Genomic DNA, 22,091 nt, shown 5'->3' with positions numbered 1-22,091 from the left:
GAAGTCAGTCTTCCGACGCCTCGCCGCCCTCGGCGGCATCCTCGAACCACGCCTCGACCTCGCCCGACAGCTTGATCGTCATCGGCTGGCCGAAGCGATCCTTCGACTTGCCCGCGGCGACGCGGATCCAGCCTTCCGAAATCGAATATTCCTCGACGTCGGTGCGTTCCTTGCCCTTGAAGCGGATGCCGATGCCGCGCTGCAGCACTTCCATGTCGAAATGGGGCGAGCGCGGGTTGGTCGACAAATGGTCGGGCGGCGTATCGGTCATCTTCTATCTCCGGTTCTGGCCGTCGCCGCTAGGCGAGACGCGGCGCCAAATCAAGCGCTGCCACGAACCGGACCGGGACGAGGCGGCTGGCGACTGCGGCGAATTTCGCCTAGTCCGGTCCATGATGGAAACGAAGCGCCGCGGCAGGATCCGGACCAACGACCCCGAGGGGATGCGCGCACGCATCCTCGACGCCGCCGCCGACCTGTTCCAGGCACGCGGCTATCACGACACGTCGGTGCAGGATGTGAAGCGGCGCGCGGGGGTGTCGAGCGGCGCCTTTCACCATCATTTCGAATCGAAAAAGGCGCTCGGCCTGGCCGTCGTGCGCGAACGGGTCGCGGATGCACTGCAGGCCGCCTGGCTCGATCCGCTGATCGCCGCGCCGAACGTGGCCGAGGGAGTGCGCGCGGCGATGGGGACGATCGGCAGCGAACTCGGTGACCAGGGTTTCGTGCGCGGCTGCCCGGTCAACAATCTCGCGGTCGAGCTTGCCTTTTCGGATTCGGATTTCCGCGCCGCGCTCCAGCATATCTTCGCCGACTGGCAGGATCGCATCGCCGAACGCATCGCCGCCGAGCCCGCGCCGCCGGCGCTTGCCGGGGTCTCGCCCGCCGACCTCGCGGGCTTCATCGTCGCCGCCTATTCGGGCGCGATGACCATTGCGAAGGCCGAACAATCGCCCGCCCCGCTCGATTCGGCGGTCGCGATCCTGATGCGATTGCTGGCCCGGCCTTAAGTTTGAGCTATTCGGGGCGTCCTTCGCCCATCACCTCCAGCGGCGCGCGCCAGCCAGGCAGCGCCGCGATCCGGCCGAGCCAGCGATCGATCGCGGGATAGGCCCTCAGGGCGAGGCCCGGCACATCGCGATAATGGAGATAGGCGCTGCACGCGATGTCGGCGGCCGACACCGCATCGCCGACCAGAAAGGCGCGCTCCGCCAGCTCTTTTTCCAGCCAAGCCAGATCGGCGATCATCCTCTCATGCAGCCAGCCGGCGACATCGGGCGGCAGCGGCGCGTCGGACAACTGGCACAGCCGGTAATTGGGCAGCGACAGTCCGATCCGGTTCGCTTCCCAGAACAGCCATTCGGTGACGGCATCGCGATCGGTGCGCCACCCCAGCGCGTCATGGGTGCGCGCGAGATGGAGGAGGATCGCGTTCGACTGCGTCATCGCGCGCCCGTCCGCGACGAGCACCGGCACCTCGCCGAACCGGCTCCACCGCCGCCAGTCGGAATCGCGATCGGCGTGCGGCCGCGACAGGTCGATCGCGCGATAGTCATGCTCGATGCCGAGCAGCAGCAGCGCGAGCCGCACCTTGTAGCTGTGCCCCGACAACAGGCTGCCGAACAGCAACGGCCGCGCGGTCATGCGCGGGTGAACGCCATGATCCAGTTGACTTCCCAGGTCATGCCGCCATCGGCCGAAAAGGCCTGCTCCCAGCGCGCCCCGGACTCGGTGATCTCCGACCAGATGAAACGGATGTCGATCGGCCTCCCCGCATGGTCGTCCTGGCCGAAGAAGGTGCCGACCCCGCCCTCGAAGCCCCCCTGAAGCGGCGGCGCAAGCCCCGGAAAGCGCGAATCGAGCCACCAGATCGACCAGAGGCCGGTCGCGGGATCGGTGCGCCGCACCGTCGCCGCGGCATAGGCGCCGTGCGGGTCGTCCAGCCAATGATCGTCGACATTGCCCGCGCCGCCGATCAACTCCCAGCCGCGGCAGGTGCCGTCGAATTCGAACCAGTCGTCGCTTCCCGCCAGCCGCTCGCTGAGCTTGCGATGCCGCACCCGCCAGTCGCCGGTCTGGAATGCGAAATCATGGCGTCCGTCGTGCATCATCCTCTCCTTTCTCAGCGCAGCGCCGATCGCGGCGTCGGGTCGAGCCGCAGCATCTGCGGCGGGCGTTCCTCGGCATCGTGCAGGACGGCCGCGACCCGGCTTTGCCAGCGCGCGCTCCCGCGCGCTCGCGCCAGCGCCGCGGCGATCGCGTCGTGGCTGTCGCCGCGCACGAACCAGGCGAGCAATTTGCGGTCGTCGCGAACCGGAAGCTGCGGGAAATTATTCGGCTCGCCGAGCGGCACATAGGCGGCGATGACGTTCACCCCCGCCGCTTCGAGCGCCGGCTTCATCTCGTTTGCAAAGAAAGCTGCGAAACCCGTGTCGGGAGTCTTCCACAGATATTCGATGACCACCTGCACCGCCCCGCCCGCCGCATCGCCCCCCGCATCGGACGCGCGCGCCTGCGCCGAAGCGAAGCCCAGTCCCGGCGCCGCGGGTTTCAGCAACAGCACATTATCATTGTCGTCGAGCATCGGATTGGCGGCGGCGCGGTTCGCTTGCCACACGGGTCCGAAGTAAAAACCCTTCAGCCCCTGCTCACGCGCCGTCCTGTCGCGAAAACCGCGAATCCAGGTGAAACGCGCCGCGTCGTCATGATCGCGATACTGGCCGACGATCCGCATCCCGAGCGCTTCCTGGCTCTCGACGAACGCCCTGTCGAACAGCGCCACGAAATCATCGCGCACACCCGGAACCAGCCTGTATTGGCGAAGCTCGACGATTTGGGCATCGGCCGCGTCGGTCGTCTGCCCGCGCTCGGTCCCGGTCGCGGCGCCGGTCATCGCCCCGATCGCCGTCCCCGCCATCACCATCGCGCCTGCCCATTTCCCGATCATTGCACACCTCCATCTGCAATACAGACGGGTTGACCTGTTTTGTCAAGCGCAGCAAAACGATGCGCCGCGCGCGCGGAAACTTGATGGTCGAATGGGAATGAATACGCCCCGGAAACGGCCGTTCGCGGCTTCGGATCAGCGGTGGCGCGCCTTCCACGCGCGGACTGCCGCCATCGTCTTTTCGATATGCGCCTGCGGATTGCGATCAGTGTAAGCGAGCAGGATGGTGCCGTTCGGCGCGATGACGAACGATGTCCGGTTGGAGATCATCGTCTGTCCCGGCCCCGGCATGGCGGTGTCATATTTCGCCGCGATCTTGGCGCCCGGATCGGCCGCGACGGCGAATTTGTCGCGGCATTCCGACCGGGAAAACTCCGCGACGCGATCGATGTTGCCGGCGGTGACGCCGACGACGCGCGCGCCGAGCCGGTTGAAGTCGTCGCTCGCCTCGGCGAAGAGATGGGCTTCCACCGTGCAGCCGGGGGTGAAGGCGGCGGGGAAGAAATAAAGCACAACCGGCCCTTTCCTGAGCGCCTGCTTCAACGACAGGCTGAAAGGCTTGCCGCCCAACGCGGCGTTCAGCGTGAAGTCGGGCGCCTTCGCGCCCTGCCGAAGCGCCGCGATGCCCTCTACCGGCAGGACGGTCAGCCCCAGACCAAGGCCCAGCGATGCTCCCATCGCAATCTGGGCGATCTTCTTGCGGATTGTCATCGGCGGTTCTCCAGCGGGGACAGGGCCGGCCGATCAAGCCTTAACACCCTGAGCTTCGTCCCCGATTACCACGCCGTCGGGGCACATGCAAAAGCGATGCGGTCCCGCGCCCCCTTGCCGCCTTCACGCAGGCGATGCATCATCGCGGCATGACCAAATATCTCATCTCCTTCCCGAGCGAAGCCATGGTCCTCACGGACGAGGAGCTTCCGGTCGTGTCCGCCGCCGCGCATGCGGTGATCGAGGAAGCGAAGGCCGCCGGCGTCTATGTGTTCGGCGGAGGCATCGACGAGCAGGTCGCGCCGGTGCGGGTCTTTGCCGACGGGTCGGTGTCCCCCGAAACCTATCCGGACAGCCGGCTGAACGGCGGCTTCACGGTGCTGGAACTGCCGACCCGTGAAGACGCGGTCGCATGGGCGGGCAAGATCGCCGCGGCCTGCCGGTGCGCGCAGGAGCTTCGCGCGTTCATGTACGATCCGGCAAGCTAGGGGTCGGCGCTTTCACTCCGCACTGCGCCACGTCCCCGGCGCCAGATCGCCGAGATCCCACGACCCGACCCGCCAGCGCACGAGCCGCAGCGTCGGATGGCCGACGGCGGCGGTCATCCGACGAACCTGGCGGTTGCGGCCTTCGGTGATCGTCAGTTCCAGCCAGCAGTCGGGCACGCTCTTGCGATAGCGCACCGGCGGGTCGCGTGGCCACAATTCCGGCGGGTCGATCCGGCGGGCAGCGGCAGGGCGGGTGGGGCCGTCGTTCAGCACGACGCCGGATCGCAGCCGGTCGAGGCTCGCCGCATCGGGTTCGCCCTCGACCTGCACCAGATAGGTCTTGGGCATCTTGTGCCGCGGCGACGCGATGCGCGCCTGCAGCGCCCCATCGTCGGTCAGCACCAGCAGGCCCTCGCTGTCGCGGTCGAGCCGCCCGGCCGGATAGACGCCGGGAACATCGATATAATCCGACAGCGTCGCGCGCGCGGTTTCGGTGCCGCGATCGGTGAATTGCGACAGGACGCCATAGGGTTTGTTGAACAGGATCAGGCGGGCCACGGCGCGATCCTCTTGAGATTGGAAAGCCGACCTATCTAACCGTTCGTGTCGAGCGAAGTCGAGACACCCATTGGGACTACGCCAAGCCGCGGGGTGTCTCGACTTCGCTCGACACGAACGGAAATGGGGGAGGGTTCAAAGAAAAACCGGCGGCCCGATGGAGCCGCCGGTCTGTATCTTACGCCGCTTCCTTCTTGCGCGACGCCTTCTTGCGTTCGTGCGGGTCGAGGATCGCCTTCCTAATGCGGATGTTCTTCGGGGTCACCTCGACCATCTCGTCGTCGTCGATATAGGCGATCGCCTGCTCCAGCGTCATGCGGCGCGGCGGCGTAAGGCGGATCGCGTCGTCCTTGCCCGTCGAGCGGAAGTTGGTGAGCTGCTTCGACTTCATCGGATTGACCTCGAGGTCGTCGGGCTTGGCATTCTCGCCGATGATCATCCCCTCATAGAGCGCCTCGCCGGGCGAGACGAACAGGATGCCGCGCTCTTCCAAGGGGCCGAGTGCATAAGCGACCGCCTCGCCCGCGCCGTTCGAGATCAGGACGCCGTTCTTGCGGCCCTCGATCACACCCTTGTAGGGGCCGTATTTCTCGAACAGGCGGTTCATGATGCCGGTGCCGCGCGTGTCCGACAGAAATTCGCCGTGGTAGCCGATCAGGCCGCGCGAGGGGCCGCTGAAGGTGATGCGCGTCTTGCCGCCGCCCGACGGGCGCATGTCGGTGAGATCGGCCTTGCGGATCTGCATCTTCTCGACGACCGTGCCGCTATGCTCGTCGTCGACGTCGATGACGACGGTTTCATACGGTTCGGTGCGCTTGCCGGCCTCGTCCTCGCCATAAAGGACGCGCGGGCGGCTGATGCCGAGCTCGAAGCCTTCGCGGCGCATCGTCTCGATCAGCACGCCGAGCTGAAGCTCGCCGCGGCCCGCGACCTCGAAGCTGTCCTTGTCGGCGCTTTCGGTGATGCGGATCGCGACATTGGTCTCGGCCTCGCGCAGCAGGCGGTCGCGGATCATGCGGCTCGTCACCTTGCTGCCCTCGCGGCCCGCCATCGGGCTGTCGTTGACCGCGAAGCGCATCGACAGCGTCGGCGGATCGATCGGCTGCGCGGCGATCGGCTCGCTCACGCTCGGGTCGGCGACGGTGTTGGCGACGGTGGCATTGGTCAGCCCCGCGATCGCGACGATGTCACCCGCGCGCGCTTCCTCGACGGGTACGCGGTCGAGCCCGCGGAACGCGAGCAGCTTCGACGCGCGGCCGGTCTCGATCACCTTGCCCTCAGCGTCGAGCGCGTGGATCGGCTGGTTGACCTTGACCGTGCCCGACTGGACGCGGCCGGTCAGGATGCGGCCGATGAAATTGTCGCGGTCGAGCAGGGTCGCGAGGAAGGTGAAGGGGCCGTTCTCGTCGAGGCCCGGCGCCGGCACATGACCGACGATCGTCTTGAACAGCGGCTCCAGCGTCCCTTCGCGCGCGTCGGGGCTGTCGGAGGCGAAGCCGCCGCGGCCCGAGGCGTAAAGGATCGGGAAGTCGAGCTGCTCGTCATTGGCGTCGAGCGACAGGAAGAGCTCGAACACCTCGTCGAGCACTTCGGCGGCGCGCGCGTCGCTGCGGTCGATCTTGTTGACGACGACGATCGGACGCAGGCCGAGCGCGAGTGCCTTGCCGGTCACGAACTTGGTCTGCGGCATCGGGCCTTCGGCCGCGTCGACGAGCAGGATGACGCCATCGACCATCGACAGGATGCGCTCGACCTCGCCGCCGAAATCGGCGTGACCCGGGGTATCGACGATGTTGATCCGCGTCGCGTCGGCGCCCTCACCCCATTCGACCGAGGTGCACTTCGCGAGGATGGTGATCCCGCGCTCCTTTTCGAGGTCGTTCGAATCCATCGCGCGTTCCTCGACGCGCTGATTGTCGCGAAACGTCCCCGACTGGCGGAAAAGCTGGTCGACGAGAGTGGTCTTGCCATGATCGACGTGCGCGATGATGGCGATATTGCGCAGGGACATCAAAAATACCTTATGGGAGCAGCGCGGCGCCGTGCCGCGATTTGGCCGCGCGCGTAGCGAATTTCCTACCGCAGCGCAACAAAATTGCCGAGGCGTTTATAACGCAATCCGCGCGACGAGTCGCTCGATTTCGGCGGCCGCGCTCTGCGCCGCGCGGAGCAGATTGGCGTGGAAATCGCGGCTGCTGCCTTCGTCGGCGGTGTCGGTGACCGCCTTGATCGCCGCCCACGGCTTGCCGAGCCGCGCCGCTGCCTGCGCGACCGCGCCGACCTCCATGTCGACGAGCGCTGCGCCGAGGCCGCGCGCGATGCCGGCGCCGACGTCGGGACAGGCGACGAAGCTGTCGCCGCTCGCGATCCGCGCGTGCGGCAGGCCGAGGCCGGGGTCGGGCATGGCGGTGAAATGCACCTCGCCCGCCTCGCCCGCCGGCCAGTCCCCGGCGCGATAGCGGTCGAAGCGATCGGGACGCACCGTGCCATAATCATGCTGCACCGCCTCCGCGAGCCAATAGGCGCGGCCCGCCTCGGCATCGAGCGCGCCGCAGGTGCCGCTCATCAGCAGCAGGTCGGCGTCGGCGCCGAACAGCCCGGCGGCAAGCGCGGCATGGACCTTGCCGAGGCCGGTGGTGACGACAGCGAGATCATGGCCGTGCGCGGCGAGCCGGCGGACGGCGAAGGCGCCGTCGTCGTGGACGCCTTCGCCGGGGAACAGCGCGTCGGCCTCTTCAGGAAGCGCGGCGAGGATCAGGATGCGGGCCATCGCCGCCCTTTAGCGCCGCTCCCCCGCGTGTCGAGCAATAGGATTTTGGAATATCGGCCGCCGATCCTTGGGCTTGCCAAGCGCCGCGCGCGCCGCCATCGCACCGCCCCATGCTGTCCCGTATCTTTCCCGACCGCTTCGTCCCCGTCCTGTTCGCGACGATCCTGCTCGCCAGCCTGCTGCCGGTGCGCGGCGCAGCCGTTCCGATCGCGCAAAATATATCGACGGCCGCGATTCTGCTGCTGTTCTTCCTGAACGGCGTGCGCCTGCCGCGCGACGAGGTGCTGCACGGCATCCGCAACTGGCGCCTGCAGGGCGGCAATCTTCTCTACAGCTTCGGGGCCATGGCGCTGATCGGGCTGGCGGCGCAGGCGGCGACGGCGCCGCTGCTGACGCCGTGCCCACGCTGGCGCTCGGCTTCCTCTTCCTCGGCATCCTGCCGTCGACCGTCATGTCGGCGACCGCGGCCAGCAGCATGGCGGGCGGCAATGTCGCGGCCAGCGTCGTCGCGGCGGCGCTGCTGAACCTGACGGGCGTCATCGTCTCGCCGTTGCTGTTCGCCGCGATCGCGGGCAGCGCGGGCGACATCAGCGGCGACGCCGCGCTCCGCATCGTCGCCACCCTGCTGCTGCCCTTCATCGCCGGGCAGGCGGCGCAGCGCTGGCTGCGTCCCTGGGTGCTCGCACATCGCGGCGCGGCGACTTTCATGGACCGCACCTCGATCGCCATCGCGGTCTATGTCGCCTTTTCGGCCGCCGTCGTCGGCGGCATCTGGCACCAGCTCGACATGCGCGAGATCGGCATCGTCTTTGCCGCGGTCGCCGCGATGCTGGCGCTGGCCTTCACCGGCGCCTGGCTGCTCGGCGGCCTGCTGCGCCTCGCCCGGCCCGACCGCATCACCATGCTCTTCGCGGGTGCGCAAAAGAGCATCGCGGTCGGCGCGCCGCTCGCCGCGACGCTGTTTCCGCCCGCGGTCGCGGGCATGGTGCTGGTGCCGATCCTCATCTATCATATGGCGCAGCTCATCGTCTCCGCCTGGATCGCGCCGGGGCTGGCGCGGCGCGGCGACGACATCGCCTGAATTTTCTCACACAAAGGCACAAAGAGGGCGGGGCACGCTATAAGCGCTGCAAAGAACCGCGCGAAGCGCATTCGATATAGTCGCCTGCGGCGACGGGCCGATGCCTCTGGCCGGGCGCGCCCTCTTTGTGTCTTTGTGTGAGATTTCTCTTCTTTGCGCCTTCGCGTGAAATCAAAATCGCGCCGCCCGCGCCTCTCTTCCAAGGTGTGATACTTGAACAATACAGACCGGCATGTCATATAGAAAACGGGCACGGAGCTGGAAGGATAGTTATGAGCGAAGAGACCGCGACGGCGACCGCAACCGAGGCATTGACGCTGACGCCGCCCGAACCCGTCCCCGCCGTCGCGCCCGAAAAGGCCGCCGGGCTCGTCCCGCTGTCGGGCGAGCAGAAATCGAAGCTCGAGGAGCGCGTCGACGGCTTCATCGACGACCTCGTCGCGCAGGACGAGAACAGCCCCGAATTCGGCAAGCGCGTCGACCAGATCACCAATATGGGCCGCAAGGAGATGCTGGAGGCGGCGAGCCACAGCAACCGCTTCCTCGACCGCCCGATCCGCGCGATGGACCGCGACACCGACATCGGCCAGAGCCTCATCGAACTTCGCACCACGGTCGAGCGGCTCGACCCGTCGGCGAACGGCAAATTGCTGTCGAAGCGCGGCTTCCTCGACAAGATTTTCGGCAGCAAGATCAACAATTATTTCGCGCAATACCGCAGCGCCCAGACGCATATCGGCGGCATCCTGACCGCGCTCTCCAACGGCAAGGACGAGCTCTTGATGGACAACGCCGCCATCGACGTCGAGCGCCGCAAGATGTGGGAATCGATGGGCAAGCTCGAACAGATGATCCACATCGCCAAAACGCTTGACGAACGGCTGGAGGCGAAGGCGACCGAACTCGACGGCACCGACCCCGCCAAGGCGAAGATCCTCCGCGAAAACGCCCTTTTCTACGCGCGCCAGCGCACCCAAGACCTGCTCACCCAGATGGCGGTGACGGTGCAGGGCTATCTCGCGCTCGATCTGGTCAAGAAGAACAATGTCGAGCTGGTGAAGGGCGTGGACCGCGCAAGCACCACGACCGTCGGCGCGCTTAAGACCGCGATCACCGTCGCGCAGGCGATGACCAACCAGAAGCTGGTGCTCGAACAGATTACCGCGCTCAACACCACGAGCGCGAACATCATCGACGGCACGTCGAAGATGCTGAAGGACAATACCGCGCGCATCCACGAACAGGCGGCGTCGAGCACGATCCCGATGGAGACGCTGAGCCGCGCCTTCCAGAACATCTACGACACGATGGACGCGATCGACACCTTCAAGCTCAAGGCGCTCGACACGATGAAGACGACGGTGGGCACGCTCGAAAGCGAGGTCGCCAAGTCGAAGGGCTATATCGCGCGCGCCGAGGGCGCGAGCCAGGCGCAGGCGAGCGTCGGCGGCGAGGGCAGCCCGCTCGCCGCGCTCGAAGGCTAAGGCGAAATGACCATGAGCGAGGTCGACAAGGTCCGCCTCTCCGCCGCGTCGGCGATCGAGCGGTCGCGTGAGCGGCGGCGCCCGATCGGCACCAAGAGCATGGCGCTGCGCCGCCAGCATCTCGCCCGCAAGATCGGCCGAATCTTTCTGGCCGGCGGCGCGGTGCTGATCGCCGCGGCAATCTTCGGCATGGTGATCCAGCCGCTCGGTTTCGCCGGGGTGATGGCGGTCACGCTGCTGCTGGTCGCGGTCGCCTTCCTGTTCGGCAAATGGCCGCCCTTCCCCGAGCCGCGCCAGGCCGATCTGCCCAAGGCGGATCTGAAGCAGCTCGCGGGCCGCACCGAAATCTGGCTGGAGGCGCAGCGACCGGCGCTTCCCGCACCCGCGCGCCAGCTCGTCGACGGCATCGGAGTGCAGCTCGACCTGCTCGCACCGCAGCTCCAGACGCTCGACGCATCGAGCCCCGCCGCCGCGAACATCCGCAAGCTCGTCGGCGAGGATCTGCCCGAACTCGTCGCGGGCTATCAGCGCATCCCGGCGGGGCTGCGCAAGGAAGCCCATGCCGGCCGCACCCCCGACGAAACGCTCGTCGGCGGACTCACCATGCTCGAACGCGAGATCGGCGAAGCGGCGCGCAACCTCGCGGCGGGCGAACTTGACAAGCTCGCGACGCGCGAACGCTATCTCCAGCTCAAATATCAGGGGCTGGAGGGCGAGGATTTGCCGGGAGCGGCCTGAACGAAGTCACAGCCCCTCGCCGCCCGTCCAGTGCGCGTTGACGAGGCGGCGCGCGAGCGCGCTTACCTGAACGCGGATATCAGGCACCGCGACGACTTCCCACAGATCGCCGCGCGTCATCGGGCCGATCGCGAGAATATGGTCGGAGGCGCGGCCGCGCGCATCGACGACATGGCCATCGCGGTCGATGTCGAGCCCGAGGCGCAGCGCGTCGGGCCGGATGCGCTTCGCCGCCAGCATCCGCTTCACCAGCGGGTCGGTCGACCGCAGCAGGTCGCACTGCGGCCCGGTACAGTTGATCATCCGCGCCGCACGGGTCACGACCGGCTCCGCCGCGCCGCGCGGCCGCCAGGCGATGGCGAGCGCGTCGCGCTCGACGCTCACCCCGGCGATCTTGCCCGCGCGAAAGCAAAGCTGGCCCGACGCGACCAGCGCGTCGATGCGGTCGGCGACCGCGGGCGCGAGCCGGTGGCGGTGGACGTCCCAGAAAGGGCGGAGATGGCGCAGGAAGCGCATCCGCTTCGCCGCCTCGGCCGAAGCCCACATCATCTGGGTGATCGGGCGGATCGAATCGACGACGAGCCGCCAGTCGCGGCGGCGCGCTTCGCCCCGCGCCCAGCGCACGAGCTCGGACAATTCAGGCGCCGGCTTCGCGAGCACCGGCTTGGGCCGCAGCCCGTCGACGTGGCGGTGCGGACGCAGGCCGCGCCGCGACAGCGCGGTGATCGGCCCCTCATGGCCGTGCGACACCAGCCGCAATATCACGTCGACCGCGGTGAGGCCGGTGCCGACGACGAGCACCGCCGCCGCCTTGTCCAGCCCCTCCTCGAACGCGCTCGCCCAGGGATCGCCGATATAGCGGTGCGCGGGCAGATGCGCGCCGGCGATCGCGGGCGGATCGTGCGGCGGCAGATTGCCGATCGCGAGCACCGCGCGGTCGGCCTCGATCAGCCCGCCGTTGACGAGCCCGAGCGTCACCTGCCCGCCGCGCTCCTCGATATCGAGCACTTCGTCGTCGACCAGCTTCAACCGCCGGCCATGGCGCTCCATCGCCCCCGCAAGCGTCTCGCGCAGATAGCGGCCATAGGTCGCGCGCGTCACGAACGCGGCGTCGCAGCCCAGCCCGCGCGCCGCGAGCCAGTCGCAGAAATGATCGGGGCGATCCGCGAAAGCGCTCATATTGCCCGCGCGCACATTGAGCAGATGCGCGCTTTCGCTGCTACTATAGGCAACCCCCGCCCCCATCCGATGGCGGTCGCGCTCGATCAGCAGCACCTCGACATCGGCCTGTTCGAGCAGGTTGAGCGCGAGCATCGTCCCTGAAAAGCCGGCGCCGACGATCGCGACGCGGGTCGCGGTGCGAAAGCGCGGGCGCGGCGAATGAAGTTCGCTGCTAATCAGGTTCACCGACGCGCCACGTCGCCCGCGACGGTCACGCGTTCGAGCAGGCGCTCGGCGGGCCAATAATCGCCGACCGCATAATGCTGGGTCGAGCGATTGTCCCAGATGCCGATGGCGTTCGGGGTCCAGCGGAAGCGCACCTGATATTCGGGCACCTTAATCCGGTCGAACAGCAGGCGGAGCAGGCTGTCGCTCTCTTCCTCGCTCACGCCGAGGATGCGCGTCGTGAAGGTGTAGTTGACGTAGAGGATCTTCTCGCCCGTGTCGGGATGGGTGCGGACGACGGGATGGCGCGCCGGCGGAAAGTCGCGCGCGAGTTCGGCGCGCTTTTCCTCGGTCACGCGGCCGCCGAAGCTGCGGACGATGTCATGTTCGGCGTCGAGCCCCTCGATCCGGTCCTTCACCGCCTGCGGCAGCCCGGCATAGGCGGCCGCGGCATCGGCCCACATCGTGTCGCCGCCGAGCGGCGGCAGGAGGCACGCGCGCAGGATCGAGGCGATCGACGGCCGCTCGCGAAAGGTCACGTCGGTGTGCCATTTGTTATAGGCCTGAAAGGGGCCGAGCGTTTCGGCGGTCAGGCGCACGCCCTCGACGCCCTCGATCCGCAATATTTCAGGATAGCCGGGGATATGCGGGATCACCGGATGGCCTTCGAGCTCGCCGAAGAAGCGGCCGAGCCGGACATGGCTTTCGTGGCTGATATCCTGGTCGCGAAAGAAGATCACCTTGAAGCGCAGCCACGCCGCGCGCAGCAGGTCGCCCTCGATCGAAGACAGCGGCCGGTCGAGGTCGAGCCCGCTGATCTCGGCGCCGATCGCCGGGGTGGCGGGCGAAATGGCGATGCCCAGCGAGCGCGCGGCATCGAAGATATCGGGAATCTGGGCAAGGCTGGCCATCGGCATTCTCCTCTCGCCGGTCGGTGATGGATCGGTCGACTCGGAATACGTCCCGCGGCAGGGATATTAATTCAACTAAAATAATTGACAAGATGGAGCGCGGCGGATCGCCCGAAAGCCACGGCGGGCAGCATGAAGCGGGTCAGCAGCGGATGCGGACGCGCGTCCCGGGCCGGGCATCCTCGATATCGAGGTGCCATTTATGCAGCCCGACGATCGCCGACACCAGCGCCAGGCCGAGGCCGGTTCCGGGCTGCCCCGCCGTATCGGGGCCGCGAAAGAAACGCTCGGTCACCCGGTCGCGCCAGGCATCGGCGATGCCGGGGCCGCTGTCGCTGATCGCGATTTCGATCCCGCACTCAGTCCGCTGCGCGGTCACCGCGATGACCGCACCCGGGCCGCCATATTTGACCGCATTGTCGAGCAGGTTGGAGATCGCCTGGAACAGCAGGTTCGGATCGGCGTCGAGTTCCAGCCCCGGCGCGACGCGGCTTTCGATCCTCTGCCCATGCGCCTCGGCATCGGGGGTGTGGAGTTCGGCCGCATCGGCGAGCAAGGTCGTCAGGTCGATGCGGCGCACTCCGCTCAGGTGCCGCCCGCTTTCGATGCGCGCGATGCGGAGCAGCGCGTCGAAGATCGCCTGCAGCCGCTCGGCTTCCGCCGCCGCCTGTTCGGCGAGCCGCTGGCGCTCGTCTTCGCTTTCCGCCGCGCGCAGTTCGTCGAGATCGGCGTGGAGCCGCGCCAGCGGGGTGCGCAGTTCGTGCGCGACATTGTCCGATACGCGGCGCACCGATTCGACGGCCTCCTCGATCCGCCCGAGCATCAGGTTGAGCGTCGCCGAAAGCTCGTCGAAATCGTCGCCGGTGCCGCGCAAGGGGATGCGCTCGGTCAGATTGCCCGCCATCACCCGCCGCGCCGTCCGCGTCACCGCATCGATCCGCCGGCCGACCGCGCGGCTCATCGCGACGCTGCCGCCGAGCGCGAGCAGCGCCGCAAAGAGGATCAGCCACAGCGATCCGATGGTGTAGAGCTCGTCGCGATCGTCGATCGACTCGACATCGCGCCCGACGATCAGCCGCGCGCCGTCGCTCAGCCGCCGTTCGACGACGAGCGCTTCATAATCCTGTTCCTGTCCTGCCTGATAGACGTCGGCCTCCAGCGTGGTCCAGCCGCCGATCGGCGTTTCGGGCCAGCTCGGCAGATTGGCGGCCACCGTCTTGCCGTCCGGGGCGATCAGCGCGTGAAAGGGGCGCTTGGGGCCCGTCTTCTCGCGCTCCAGCAGCGCGCGCACCAGCGCATCGCGCCCGCCGCCGCGGTCGATCGCCACCAGTTCGGCCGCTTCGTCGCTCACCCCCGCCGCGGCTTCGAGCAGCGGCTGATAGACCCCGATCCAATAGGCGGCGCCGAACAGCGCCACGGTCGAGGTCAGGAAGAGTGCGACATAAATCAGCCCCAGCCGCAGCGTCAGGCTGTGCCGGAGGCCGCCGCGCCCAACCCCGCGCGCCCTCATCCTTCCGCCCGCATGACATAGCCGGTGCCGCGCACCGTGTGGATCAGCGTCCGGCCGAACCCCTTGTCGACCTTTTGCCGCAGGCGGCTGACATGCTGGTCGATGATGTTGGTCTGCGGGTCGAAATGATAGTCCCACACATGCTCCAGCAGCATCGAGCGGGTGACGACCCGGCCCTGGTTGCGGGCCAGATAGGTCAGGATGCGATATTCGCGCGCCGTCAGGTCGATCACCGCCCCCTGCCGCCGCACCTGCTGGCCGAGCAGATCGATGTCGAGATCGCCGACGCAAAGCTTCGTTTCGGCCGACAGCGCCGGGCCGCGGCGGCTGAGCACGTCGATGCGCGCGAGCAGTTCGGACATGGCGAAGGGCTTGGTCAGATAATCGTCGCCGCCCGCGCGCAGCCCCGCCACACGCTCGTCGACCTCGCCGAGCGCGCTCAGGAACAGCACCGGCGTCGTATCGCCGGTCGCGCGGATCGTCTGGACGATCGTCAGCCCGTCGACGTACGGCAACATGCGATCGACGACGATCAGGTCATAGCTTTCGGACGCCGCGCGGAGCAGGCCCGACCGGCCGTCGCCCTCGACATCGACGAGGTGCCCGGCGGCGGTCAGCCCCTTGCCGATATGCTCCGCGACGCGGGCATCGTCCTCGATCACCAGGATATGCATAGACCCCCCTCGATACCGGTTCGACGGCTGGGCCGCCACCCGGTCACCGAACATGTCGAAAATCAAATCTTCGCGCCATCCGGGCGTCAGGCACCGCTGCCATTCCGTTCGGAGAAGGAGCGGACGATGGCAGAAGCAAAGCGCCGGATCGAGCATGAGGCGGCATCCCCGGTGCCGGCAAAGGCGATGCTGTCGGTCTTCGACCTCGACCGCACGCTGACCATCCTGCCCACTTACACCCCCTTCCTGCTCTTCGCGATCCGCACCCGCGCACCGTGGCGCATCCTGCTGCTCCCGCTGCTGCTGCCCGTCGCGATTCTCTATGCGTTGAAGCTCGTCCCACGCCGGACGATGAAACAGGCGATGCACCGCGTCGCGCTCGGGCCGCGGCTGGCCGAGCGCGACGCCGCGCGACTGGCCGACCGCTTCGCGCGCCGCCTCGTCGCCCGCGGACTTTACCCGCAGGGCCTCGCGCTGATCGAGGCCGAACGCGCGGCGGGCCACCGCGTCGTCATCGCGACCGCCGCACCGCATTTCTATACCGCCGCGCTCGCCCGCAGGCTGGGGATCGCCGACGTGATCGCGACCGACTCGACGTGGCGGGACGGCTGCCTGACTCCCGCGATCGGCTCGGCCAACTGCTATGGCGGCGACAAGCGCCACCGGGTCGCGGCCTTTCTGGACCGCGCCGGGATTGCCCGCGACCGCGCGCATATCCGTTTCTATTCGGACCATATCTCCGACCTGCCGATGCTCGCCTTCGCCGACGAAGCGATCGCGGTCAATCCGTCGGCGAAACTGCGCGGCGTGGCCGAAGCGCGCGGCTGGCCGATTCTCGACTGGCGGCGGTGACGCGATGCACATCGGCTTCCTTTTCAACCATCACGGCGCGCATCAGGTCGCGCACGCGCTGCCGGTGGCGCTGGCGCTGCTCGGTCGTGGCACCAATGCGCGCGTCAGCATCCTCGTCTCCGAAGGCTGCGAGGGCGAGGTCCGCCGGCTCGCGGCCGCCACGCCGGGCGCCGCGCCCGAGATCGTCCGGTTGCGGCCGCCGTCGGCGCTCGCCCGCGCCGCCAACCGCGCCAGCGGCCGCGCGCTTCCCACCGACATCGTCTCGACGCTCCGCCGCAATCTCGACCGCTTCCGCACCCTCGACGCGCTCGTCGTCCCCGAAAAAACCTCGCTCCTCCTGAAGTCGCTGTTCGGCCTCAAATCGCTGAAGCTCGTCCACACCCGCCACGGCGCGGGCGACCGCGCGATCGGTTTCGACAAGGCGAGCGGGAAATTCGACCTCGTCCTGCTGTCGGGCGAAAAGATCCGCGACCGGCTGGCCGAGGCCGACCTGCTGAAAGAGAACGGCCATGCGATCGTCGGCTACCCCAAATTCGACCTCGCGCCGCCCAGCCATCCGCGCCTCTTCCCCAAGGACCGGCCGACGGTGCTCTACAATCCGCACCCGTCGCCCGCGCTATCGTCCTGGTATCGCATGGGGCCGGCGATTCTCGACTGGTTCGCAAGGAGCGACCGCTACAACCTCATCTTCGCGCCGCATGTGATGCTGTTCAGGAAGCGCGTCACCGCCTCGCTCTCTCCCTTCGCGCTCGGCTGGAACCTCGGCCCGCGCGCCGACCATTATGAGCACGACCATATGCTGATCGATACCGGCAGCGCCGCCAGCCTCGACATGACCTATACCGACGCCGCCGACATCTACCTCGGCGACGCGAGCAGCCAGGTCTATGAATTCATCCGCCGGCCGCGCCCCTGCTTCTTCCTCAACCCGCGCGGACTCGCGTGGCAGGGCAATCCCGACTTCGCGCACTGGCGCGCCGGCACCGTGCTCACCAGCATCGACGAACTCGACTCGGCGCTCGCCGAAACGCCGACGCTGTCCCCGGCAATGCGCGCGCGGCAGGAGGATATCTTCGGCTACAGCTTCGACCTTCAGGACCGCCCCTCGTCCGAGCGGGCGGCCGAGGCGATCCTCGATTTCATGGCGCGCGCATGACCACCGCAGCATCTTCGCGCTTCGCCGCCTTCCTCGACTATGGCGTCGCAAAGACGCTCGCGAAGCTATGGGTGAACCTGCTCGCCCGGCTGCCGCTCCGCCGCGAGAGCGGGGTCGTGACCTCGCGCTACGGCGTGCGGATGCGCGCCAATTGGGAGGATCGCACCTTCCGCTATTGCCACTATGCGACCTATGGCCGCGCGCTGTCGGACTATCTCGCCGCGCAGGACCGCGCCTTCGCCTTCGTCGATATCGGCGCCAATCAGGGTCTCTACAGCCTGCTCGCCGCCCAGAACCCGCATTGCAGGGCGGCGGTCGCCTTCGAGCCCGTCGCCGCGACCTTTGTCCTGCTGCGCGACAATATCGCGCTCAACGGCCTGGGCGCGACGATCAAGCCGGTCCATGCCGCGGTTTCGCTCCAGTCGGGCATCGCGCGCATCGCCACCGACCGCGCACACAGCGGAACCGCCAGCCTGCGCGACACGGGCGGAGCGGAGGGCGAAGAGATTCGCATCCTCGGCATCGCAGGGGTCGATACGCTGATCGACGGCGCACCGCCACTGATCGTCAAGATCGACGTTGAGGGTCATGAGGAAGCGGTGATCGAGGCGCTGATGGCGTCGGCGCATCTCGGCCGGATCGCCGCGATCTTCTATGAGGTCGACGAACGCTGGACCGACGGGGCCGCGATCGCGCGCCGCCTCGGCGGCGCCGGCTTCGATTGCCTCACCCGTTTCGGAATCGGCCGCCACTATGACATGCTGGCCGAACGCAGCGATGCGGGTCCGGCCCCCGAATAGGGCCGGACCCGCGGTTCGCGGTCGCGCTTACCAGGTCAGGCCGACCCGCGCGTAGAGATAGCGGCCGTTGAAGCCGAACGGCGAATAATAGGGGAAACCGACGACCCCAGTCGAGTTGAGCGCGGCGGGCGTCGCGTCGGGATAGACGTCGAACAGATTGTTCGCGCCGAGCGCGACCTGCGCCCCCTTGATGGGCTGGTAACGCAGCTCGAGGTCGGTGATGACATGCTTGCCGGTCAAGATATCCGCCGACCCGTCGGCTGCCGTACCGGGCTGGTTGACCTGACCATAATAGGTCGTGCGCAGCGTCGCGCCGAGCAGGTCGCCCGACCAGTCGATCGCCCCGGTGATCTTCGTGCGCGGCGTCCCTTCCTCCAGCGTCAGGATGCGGCTGCGCCCGAACAGGGTCGGCGCCGGGTTCAGTGTCGAGGTCGAAGTCGGCACCCGCGTCACGTCGATGTCGTTGAAATTCGCGGCCAGCGTGAAGTCGAAGGTGCCGAGATTCTCGCTCCGCGCCTTATAATTGGCGACGACGTCAACGCCCCGCGTCCTCGAGCGCACCCCGTTGATGAAGAAACGCGCCGCCTGAACTTCCAGCGGATCGAGAATCGCGTTGATCGGATCGCCCGGCGCGCCGGTGCCGCGAATATTCTCCGACAGCGCGATCTGGTTGCGGATCTTGATCTGATAGGCGTCGACGGTCAGGCTGAACGGACCGCTGTGGATCACCCCGCCGAGCGAGAAGTTGGTCGATTTCTCGGGCTCGAGCGGCAGGCCGCCCAGCTTTTCGGCGACGATGTTCGTCGGCGGATAATGACCGGTCAGCAGCACGTCGCCATCGACCACGACCGAAGTGATCGAGGTATAATATTGCTGCTGCAGCGACGGCGCGCGGAAGCCGGTCGAGGCGGTGCCGCGCAGCGCGAACCAGTCGGTCGCATCGAAACGCGCCGATATCTTGCCGTTGGCGGTCGAGCCGAAGTCCGAATAATCCTCGACCCGGCCCGCGACCGCGACGAGGAAGCGCGAGGTCAGTTCGGCCTCGATGTCGATATAACCGCTGATGTTGCGGCGGTGCGCATCGACCACGTTGCGCGGATCAAAGCCCGGGAAGCCCTGCGCGCCGCTGCCGGTATAGGAATCGGGCTCGCCCGCCGCGATCTTATAGCCCTCGCGCCGCCACTCGGCGCCAAAGGCGAGGTTCAGCGAATGGAAGATGTCGAACTTGCGCGACACGTCGAGGCCGCCGATCCACTGGTCATAGGTGACCGCGCCGTCATAAAATTCGGTCGGCGAGGCGGCGCCGAGGCTGTAGTTCGCCGAATTGAGCGTGCGGAAAGCGATGCGGTTGCGGCCATAGCTGAGGTTGAGGTCGACATTCCATTCGCCGACGTCGCCGCGCAGGCCGAGCGCGCTCGTCAGGTTGCGCGACTTGGTGTTGATCAGCGGCAGAAAGCCGTCAGGCCAGATGCTGCCGACGCCGTTCGCCGCGGCCGTGGTGGCGAGACGCGGAAAGGCCGCGCTCTTGCTGTCGCGGTCCTGATAGCCGACCCAGCCATAGAGCTGCAACGCCTCGGTCACGTTGACCCCGGCGTTGGCGAAGACCGTCGCCTGCTCGACCTCGGGATCGCCGAAGCGGCTGGTGACGCGGCTGGGCGTCACGCGCGGGTCGAAATCGCCGCGGCTCGTCGGCTTGCGGTCGACATATTCGCCCGAAATGGTGAGGTAGCCGTCGTTGCCGAAGCCGATGCCCTGCCAGCCCGATACGGTGAGGACGGGCTCGCCGGTGACGCTGCGATGGCCGCGCGCGGTGTCGATGTCGGTGGCATAGATGCCGTATGTCGCCGATACGCCGCCGCCTTCGCGCGCTTCGCGCAGGCGCAGGTTGATGACGCCCGCGATCGCGTCCGACCCATATTGCGCCGACGCGCCGTCGCGCAGCACCTCGATGCGGTCGAGCGCCACCGTGGGAATGGTGTTGAGGTCGACCGCCGCCGAGCCGCGCCCGACGCTGCCGTTGACGTTGAGCAGCGCCGAGGTGTGGGCGCGGGTGCCGTTGATCAGCACCAGCGTCTGGTCGGGCGACAGGCCGCGCAGCGTCGCGGGGCGGATCGCGTCGGTGCCGTCGACCGCCGAAGAGCGCTTGAAGTCGATCGACGGCGCAACGGTCGCCAGCGCCTGCCCGACTTCGGTCGACCCCTGGCGGCGCAGCGTCTCGCCGTTCAGCACGTCGACCGGCGCCGGCGAGTCGAGCCGCGACCGCCCGGCCGCGCGCGTGCCGGTGACGATGATCTCGTCGCCGTTGCCGGCGCTATCCGCGGCATCGGGCGCATCCTGCGCCTGCGCGGGAAAGGCGGCGATCGCCGCGAGAGCGATGGCGCTGGTCGCCATGGTGCGGAAAGGGGTCATATCAGTCCTCCTGGTTTTGCTATTATCATCAACCCGGCGCCCTGCCCGGTCGCTTGGGATACACGCGGCAAAGCGCTTCGCTTCATCTGTAACAGAGCCTCGCCGCGCTGTGCGAAGAAGATTTCTTATTGAAACGGAAAAAATTCTTTCATTTTCCACGAAATCGCGGATTTTGGGGGGCGCGCGGCGCCGGGCCGGAGCGCGCGGTCGCCAGCCCGCTTCCCCACAGCGCGCGGGCGGCGCTGCGCAGGGACGCGGGATAGCGAGCGAGATCCGACAGGTCGGATGGAGTCAGCAAAGGCATGGGTTCACCTGTCACCGGCGCGCGCATTTGGCTGGCGGCGCCGGACCAAAGCCGCACCCCCGCCAGGGCGGGGCACGACGCAAAGAAAGACGGGCCGGCGAAAGCGCCGGACCCGATCGGCATCGGTTCAAGACCTGCTGCTACACATGCGCATCGCAATACCCCTGCTGGGGGAACGCAATGCCTGGCGCCGTCGCCCGAGCATCACGCGCTTTAGCCGTTGGTAACGCGGAGCAAGCTGCTTCCCGGTCAAAAGCCGCGGGTCGAGGAGAGAAGGCGGGAGAGCCCGTCGCCCGTCTCGACCAGCTTCGAGCGACAAATTCAACTTAAAAGATTGATTTAGGAATCGTCAAGCGAAGAAATTCTTTCGGACGGCGAGTTGCGGCTTGAATCCCGCCCTCCCCGACCCACTCGCTCAAATCCCGAACGGCGCGCGATAGGCTTCGTAGCGACCCTGCAGCACCGCCTTGATATGGCCCAGCAGCAGGCCGATCTCGCCCGCATCCTCCCACGAATAGACCGAGACCGCCATCGCCGCCGCCTCGCCGAACCCGCCATAGGGGCGTATCCCGCACCCTTCGGCCGCGGCGCGGGGCAGAAGCGACAGGCCGAGCCCCGCCGCGACCGCGGTGAGGACGCTGGCGAGGCTGGTCGCGGTGAAGGCGACATACCAGTGGCGGCGGGCCCGGTCGACGCGCTCGAACATCGCCTCGCGATAAAGGCCGCCCGGCGGAAAGGTCACGAGCGGGACGGGATCGGTCCACGGCCGCGCACGCTCCGCGCTCTCGAACCACGCCATCGCCTCGGGAAAGGTCGCGCGATGGTCGGGGCTCGCGGCGGCTTCCTTGACGACGACGATGTCGAACTCGCCCGCGCGAAAACGGCGGTCGAGGTCGCGGCTGAGCCCGGTGGTGACGTCGAGGCGCACTTCGCGATGCCGCTCGGCGAAGCGCGCGAAGATTTCACTCATCGGCAACGTCACGATATCCTCGGGAACCCCGATGCGGATCGCCGCGGTGCCCGCGCGGTCGGCAAGCAACGTCTCCGCCTCCTGCTGCAACGCGAGGATGCGGCGCGCATAGCCGAGCAACCGTTCGCCCGGCGCGGTGACGCGAACCGGCCGCGCCGCGCGGTCGATCAGCCCCTGCCCGACCGCCTGTTCCAGCCGCGCAAGCTGCTGGCTGATCGTCGACTGGGTGCTGTGGAGCCGCTCGGCCGCCTGCGTGAAGCTTCCCGTGTCGGCGATCGCGACGAAGGCACGGAGGAGGCGCGGATCGAACATGGCATCATCCTAAACTTGAATGATAGGCAT

The 22,091-nt window shown here is 67.7% G+C and carries 23 protein-coding genes; 9 read left to right on the top strand and 14 right to left on the bottom strand.

What is annotated here, in order from left to right:
• Positions 1–4: 4 nt before the first annotated feature.
• Entirely contained in the window at positions 5–271 is a 267-nt protein-coding gene (locus VHO04_RS08215) for a DUF3297 family protein (RefSeq protein ID WP_329627868.1), read from the bottom strand.
• A 121-nt stretch (positions 272–392) separates the two neighbouring features.
• Here VHO04_RS08215 and VHO04_RS08210 point away from each other — a divergent pair, with 121 nt between their 5' ends.
• The gene (locus VHO04_RS08210; RefSeq protein WP_329627867.1) at positions 393–1,010 is read left to right on the top strand and encodes a TetR/AcrR family transcriptional regulator; all 618 of its coding nucleotides are present in this window, start codon (positions 393–395) and stop codon (positions 1,008–1,010) included.
• 7 nt (positions 1,011–1,017) lie between these two features.
• On the opposite strand, the gene VHO04_RS08205 is transcribed toward VHO04_RS08210, so the two are convergent.
• The 4 genes from VHO04_RS08205 to VHO04_RS08190 all read right to left on the bottom strand — a co-directional run bounded on the left by VHO04_RS08205 (position 1,018) and on the right by VHO04_RS08190 (position 3,658).
• Positions 1,018–1,644, bottom strand: coding sequence for a glutathione S-transferase family protein (locus VHO04_RS08205; protein WP_329627866.1), 627 nt, complete (start codon positions 1,642–1,644; stop codon positions 1,018–1,020).
• The gene (locus VHO04_RS08200; RefSeq protein WP_329627865.1) at positions 1,641–2,111 is read right to left on the bottom strand and encodes a DUF1579 domain-containing protein; all 471 of its coding nucleotides are present in this window, start codon (positions 2,109–2,111) and stop codon (positions 1,641–1,643) included. Before VHO04_RS08200 ends, VHO04_RS08205 begins: the two co-directional genes overlap by 4 nt.
• 11 nt (positions 2,112–2,122) lie before the next feature.
• On the bottom strand, positions 2,123–2,947 hold the full coding sequence (locus VHO04_RS08195) for an NIPSNAP family protein (RefSeq protein ID WP_329627864.1): 825 nt from the start codon (positions 2,945–2,947) through the stop codon (positions 2,123–2,125).
• Positions 2,948–3,082: 135 nt separating this feature from the next.
• Entirely contained in the window at positions 3,083–3,658 is a 576-nt protein-coding gene (locus tag VHO04_RS08190) for a peroxiredoxin (protein WP_329627863.1), read from the bottom strand.
• Positions 3,659–3,807: 149 nt separating this feature from the next.
• Between VHO04_RS08190 and VHO04_RS08185 the strand changes: the two genes are divergently transcribed.
• Positions 3,808–4,146, top strand: a complete 339-nt coding sequence (locus tag VHO04_RS08185) for a transcription initiation protein (RefSeq protein ID WP_329627862.1) — start codon at positions 3,808–3,810, stop codon at positions 4,144–4,146.
• A 12-nt stretch (positions 4,147–4,158) separates the two neighbouring features.
• Here the strand turns inward: VHO04_RS08185 and VHO04_RS08180 are convergent, their stop codons facing one another.
• The 3 genes from VHO04_RS08180 to VHO04_RS08170 form a co-directional block, all read right to left on the bottom strand.
• Positions 4,159–4,704 (bottom strand): pseudouridine synthase, encoded by a 546-nt coding sequence (locus VHO04_RS08180; RefSeq protein WP_329627861.1) that lies wholly within the window; start codon positions 4,702–4,704, stop codon positions 4,159–4,161.
• 178 nt (positions 4,705–4,882) lie between these two features.
• Positions 4,883–6,715: a translational GTPase TypA gene (typA, locus tag VHO04_RS08175; RefSeq protein WP_257545400.1), complete on the bottom strand. Its 1,833-nt coding sequence runs from the start codon at positions 6,713–6,715 to the stop codon at positions 4,883–4,885.
• Between the two features lie 96 nt (positions 6,716–6,811).
• Entirely contained in the window at positions 6,812–7,474 is a 663-nt protein-coding gene (locus VHO04_RS08170) for a purine phosphorylase (RefSeq protein ID WP_329627860.1), read from the bottom strand.
• Between the two features lie 110 nt (positions 7,475–7,584).
• On the opposite strand from VHO04_RS08170, the gene VHO04_RS08165 reads away from it, so the two are divergent.
• From VHO04_RS08165 to VHO04_RS08150, 4 genes are all read left to right on the top strand, one after another.
• Entirely contained in the window at positions 7,585–7,998 is a 414-nt protein-coding gene (locus tag VHO04_RS08165) for a bile acid:sodium symporter (RefSeq protein ID WP_329627859.1), read from the top strand.
• On the top strand, positions 7,881–8,555 hold the full coding sequence (locus VHO04_RS08160; protein WP_329627879.1) for a bile acid:sodium symporter: 675 nt from the start codon (positions 7,881–7,883) through the stop codon (positions 8,553–8,555). The genes VHO04_RS08165 and VHO04_RS08160 overlap by 118 nt, the downstream gene beginning before the upstream one ends.
• Before the next feature lie 272 nt (positions 8,556–8,827).
• Positions 8,828–10,039: a toxic anion resistance protein gene (locus VHO04_RS08155; RefSeq protein ID WP_329627858.1), complete on the top strand. Its 1,212-nt coding sequence runs from the start codon at positions 8,828–8,830 to the stop codon at positions 10,037–10,039.
• Between the two features lie 12 nt (positions 10,040–10,051).
• The gene (locus VHO04_RS08150) at positions 10,052–10,777 is read left to right on the top strand and encodes a hypothetical protein (protein ID WP_329627857.1); all 726 of its coding nucleotides are present in this window, start codon (positions 10,052–10,054) and stop codon (positions 10,775–10,777) included.
• 6 nt (positions 10,778–10,783) lie between these two features.
• Here the strand turns inward: VHO04_RS08150 and VHO04_RS08145 are convergent, their stop codons facing one another.
• The 4 genes from VHO04_RS08145 to VHO04_RS08130 all read right to left on the bottom strand — a co-directional run bounded on the left by VHO04_RS08145 (position 10,784) and on the right by VHO04_RS08130 (position 15,258).
• On the bottom strand, positions 10,784–12,184 hold the full coding sequence (locus tag VHO04_RS08145; protein ID WP_329627856.1) for an FAD/NAD(P)-binding protein: 1,401 nt from the start codon (positions 12,182–12,184) through the stop codon (positions 10,784–10,786).
• Entirely contained in the window at positions 12,181–13,074 is an 894-nt protein-coding gene (locus VHO04_RS08140) for a TauD/TfdA dioxygenase family protein (RefSeq protein WP_329627855.1), read from the bottom strand. Before VHO04_RS08140 ends, VHO04_RS08145 begins: the two co-directional genes overlap by 4 nt.
• Positions 13,075–13,216: 142 nt before the next feature.
• Entirely contained in the window at positions 13,217–14,584 is a 1,368-nt protein-coding gene (locus VHO04_RS08135) for a HAMP domain-containing sensor histidine kinase (RefSeq protein ID WP_329627854.1), read from the bottom strand.
• On the bottom strand, positions 14,581–15,258 hold the full coding sequence (locus VHO04_RS08130) for a response regulator transcription factor (RefSeq protein ID WP_329627853.1): 678 nt from the start codon (positions 15,256–15,258) through the stop codon (positions 14,581–14,583). The genes VHO04_RS08135 and VHO04_RS08130 overlap by 4 nt, the downstream gene beginning before the upstream one ends.
• 126 nt (positions 15,259–15,384) lie before the next feature.
• Between VHO04_RS08130 and VHO04_RS08125 the strand changes: the two genes are divergently transcribed.
• From VHO04_RS08125 to VHO04_RS08115, 3 genes are read left to right on the top strand one after another with little or no spacing between them, the layout of a single operon-like run.
• Positions 15,385–16,110 carry an HAD-IB family hydrolase gene (locus VHO04_RS08125; protein WP_329627852.1) on the top strand — a complete coding sequence of 242 codons (726 nt, stop codon included), beginning with the start codon at positions 15,385–15,387 and terminating at the stop codon, positions 16,108–16,110.
• 4 nt (positions 16,111–16,114) lie between these two features.
• Positions 16,115–17,266: a hypothetical protein gene (locus VHO04_RS08120; protein WP_329627851.1), complete on the top strand. Its 1,152-nt coding sequence runs from the start codon at positions 16,115–16,117 to the stop codon at positions 17,264–17,266.
• Entirely contained in the window at positions 17,263–18,066 is an 804-nt protein-coding gene (locus tag VHO04_RS08115; RefSeq protein ID WP_329627850.1) for an FkbM family methyltransferase, read from the top strand. The genes VHO04_RS08120 and VHO04_RS08115 overlap by 4 nt, the downstream gene beginning before the upstream one ends.
• 27 nt (positions 18,067–18,093) lie before the next feature.
• On the opposite strand, the gene VHO04_RS08110 is transcribed toward VHO04_RS08115, so the two are convergent.
• On the bottom strand, positions 18,094–20,475 hold the full coding sequence (locus VHO04_RS08110) for a TonB-dependent receptor (RefSeq protein ID WP_329627849.1): 2,382 nt from the start codon (positions 20,473–20,475) through the stop codon (positions 18,094–18,096).
• A 719-nt stretch (positions 20,476–21,194) separates the two neighbouring features.
• Complete coding sequence (locus VHO04_RS08105; RefSeq protein WP_329627848.1) at positions 21,195–22,061, bottom strand: LysR family transcriptional regulator; 867 nt, start codon at positions 22,059–22,061, stop codon at positions 21,195–21,197.
• Positions 22,062–22,091: the final 30 nt, after the last annotated feature.

It is taken from the genome of Sphingopyxis sp., from assembly GCF_036261875.1.
GTDB lineage: Bacteria > Pseudomonadota > Alphaproteobacteria > Sphingomonadales > Sphingomonadaceae > Sphingopyxis.
Note: the sequence above shows the minus strand (reverse complement) of the source record. Positions and strands in the feature narration are given on the sequence as shown.

What these genes read in the sequence shown, in the direction of transcription:
- VHO04_RS08185 (WP_329627862.1), top strand. Translation starts at nt 3,808, where the DNA reads ATGACCAAATATCTCATCTCCTTCCCGAGCGAAGCCATGGTCCTCACG.
- VHO04_RS08165 (WP_329627859.1), top strand. Translation starts at nt 7,585, where the DNA reads ATGCTGTCCCGTATCTTTCCCGACCGCTTCGTCCCCGTCCTGTTCGCG.
- VHO04_RS08110 (WP_329627849.1), bottom strand. Translation starts at nt 20,475, where the DNA reads ATGACCCCTTTCCGCACCATGGCGACCAGCGCCATCGCTCTCGCGGCG.
- VHO04_RS08125 (WP_329627852.1), top strand. Translation starts at nt 15,385, where the DNA reads ATGGCAGAAGCAAAGCGCCGGATCGAGCATGAGGCGGCATCCCCGGTG.
- VHO04_RS08215 (WP_329627868.1), bottom strand. Translation starts at nt 271, where the DNA reads ATGACCGATACGCCGCCCGACCATTTGTCGACCAACCCGCGCTCGCCC.
- VHO04_RS08150 (WP_329627857.1), top strand. Translation starts at nt 10,052, where the DNA reads ATGAGCGAGGTCGACAAGGTCCGCCTCTCCGCCGCGTCGGCGATCGAG.
- VHO04_RS08105 (WP_329627848.1), bottom strand. Translation starts at nt 22,061, where the DNA reads ATGTTCGATCCGCGCCTCCTCCGTGCCTTCGTCGCGATCGCCGACACG.
- VHO04_RS08155 (WP_329627858.1), top strand. Translation starts at nt 8,828, where the DNA reads ATGAGCGAAGAGACCGCGACGGCGACCGCAACCGAGGCATTGACGCTG.
- VHO04_RS08170 (WP_329627860.1), bottom strand. Translation starts at nt 7,474, where the DNA reads ATGGCCCGCATCCTGATCCTCGCCGCGCTTCCTGAAGAGGCCGACGCG.
- VHO04_RS08135 (WP_329627854.1), bottom strand. Translation starts at nt 14,584, where the DNA reads ATGAGGGCGCGCGGGGTTGGGCGCGGCGGCCTCCGGCACAGCCTGACG.
- VHO04_RS08195 (WP_329627864.1), bottom strand. Translation starts at nt 2,947, where the DNA reads ATGATCGGGAAATGGGCAGGCGCGATGGTGATGGCGGGGACGGCGATC.
- typA (WP_257545400.1), bottom strand. Translation starts at nt 6,715, where the DNA reads ATGTCCCTGCGCAATATCGCCATCATCGCGCACGTCGATCATGGCAAG.
- VHO04_RS08130 (WP_329627853.1), bottom strand. Translation starts at nt 15,258, where the DNA reads ATGCATATCCTGGTGATCGAGGACGATGCCCGCGTCGCGGAGCATATC.
- VHO04_RS08200 (WP_329627865.1), bottom strand. Translation starts at nt 2,111, where the DNA reads ATGATGCACGACGGACGCCATGATTTCGCATTCCAGACCGGCGACTGG.
- VHO04_RS08115 (WP_329627850.1), top strand. Translation starts at nt 17,263, where the DNA reads ATGACCACCGCAGCATCTTCGCGCTTCGCCGCCTTCCTCGACTATGGC.
- VHO04_RS08210 (WP_329627867.1), top strand. Translation starts at nt 393, where the DNA reads ATGATGGAAACGAAGCGCCGCGGCAGGATCCGGACCAACGACCCCGAG.
- VHO04_RS08190 (WP_329627863.1), bottom strand. Translation starts at nt 3,658, where the DNA reads ATGACAATCCGCAAGAAGATCGCCCAGATTGCGATGGGAGCATCGCTG.
- VHO04_RS08140 (WP_329627855.1), bottom strand. Translation starts at nt 13,074, where the DNA reads ATGGCCAGCCTTGCCCAGATTCCCGATATCTTCGATGCCGCGCGCTCG.
- VHO04_RS08120 (WP_329627851.1), top strand. Translation starts at nt 16,115, where the DNA reads ATGCACATCGGCTTCCTTTTCAACCATCACGGCGCGCATCAGGTCGCG.
- VHO04_RS08205 (WP_329627866.1), bottom strand. Translation starts at nt 1,644, where the DNA reads ATGACCGCGCGGCCGTTGCTGTTCGGCAGCCTGTTGTCGGGGCACAGC.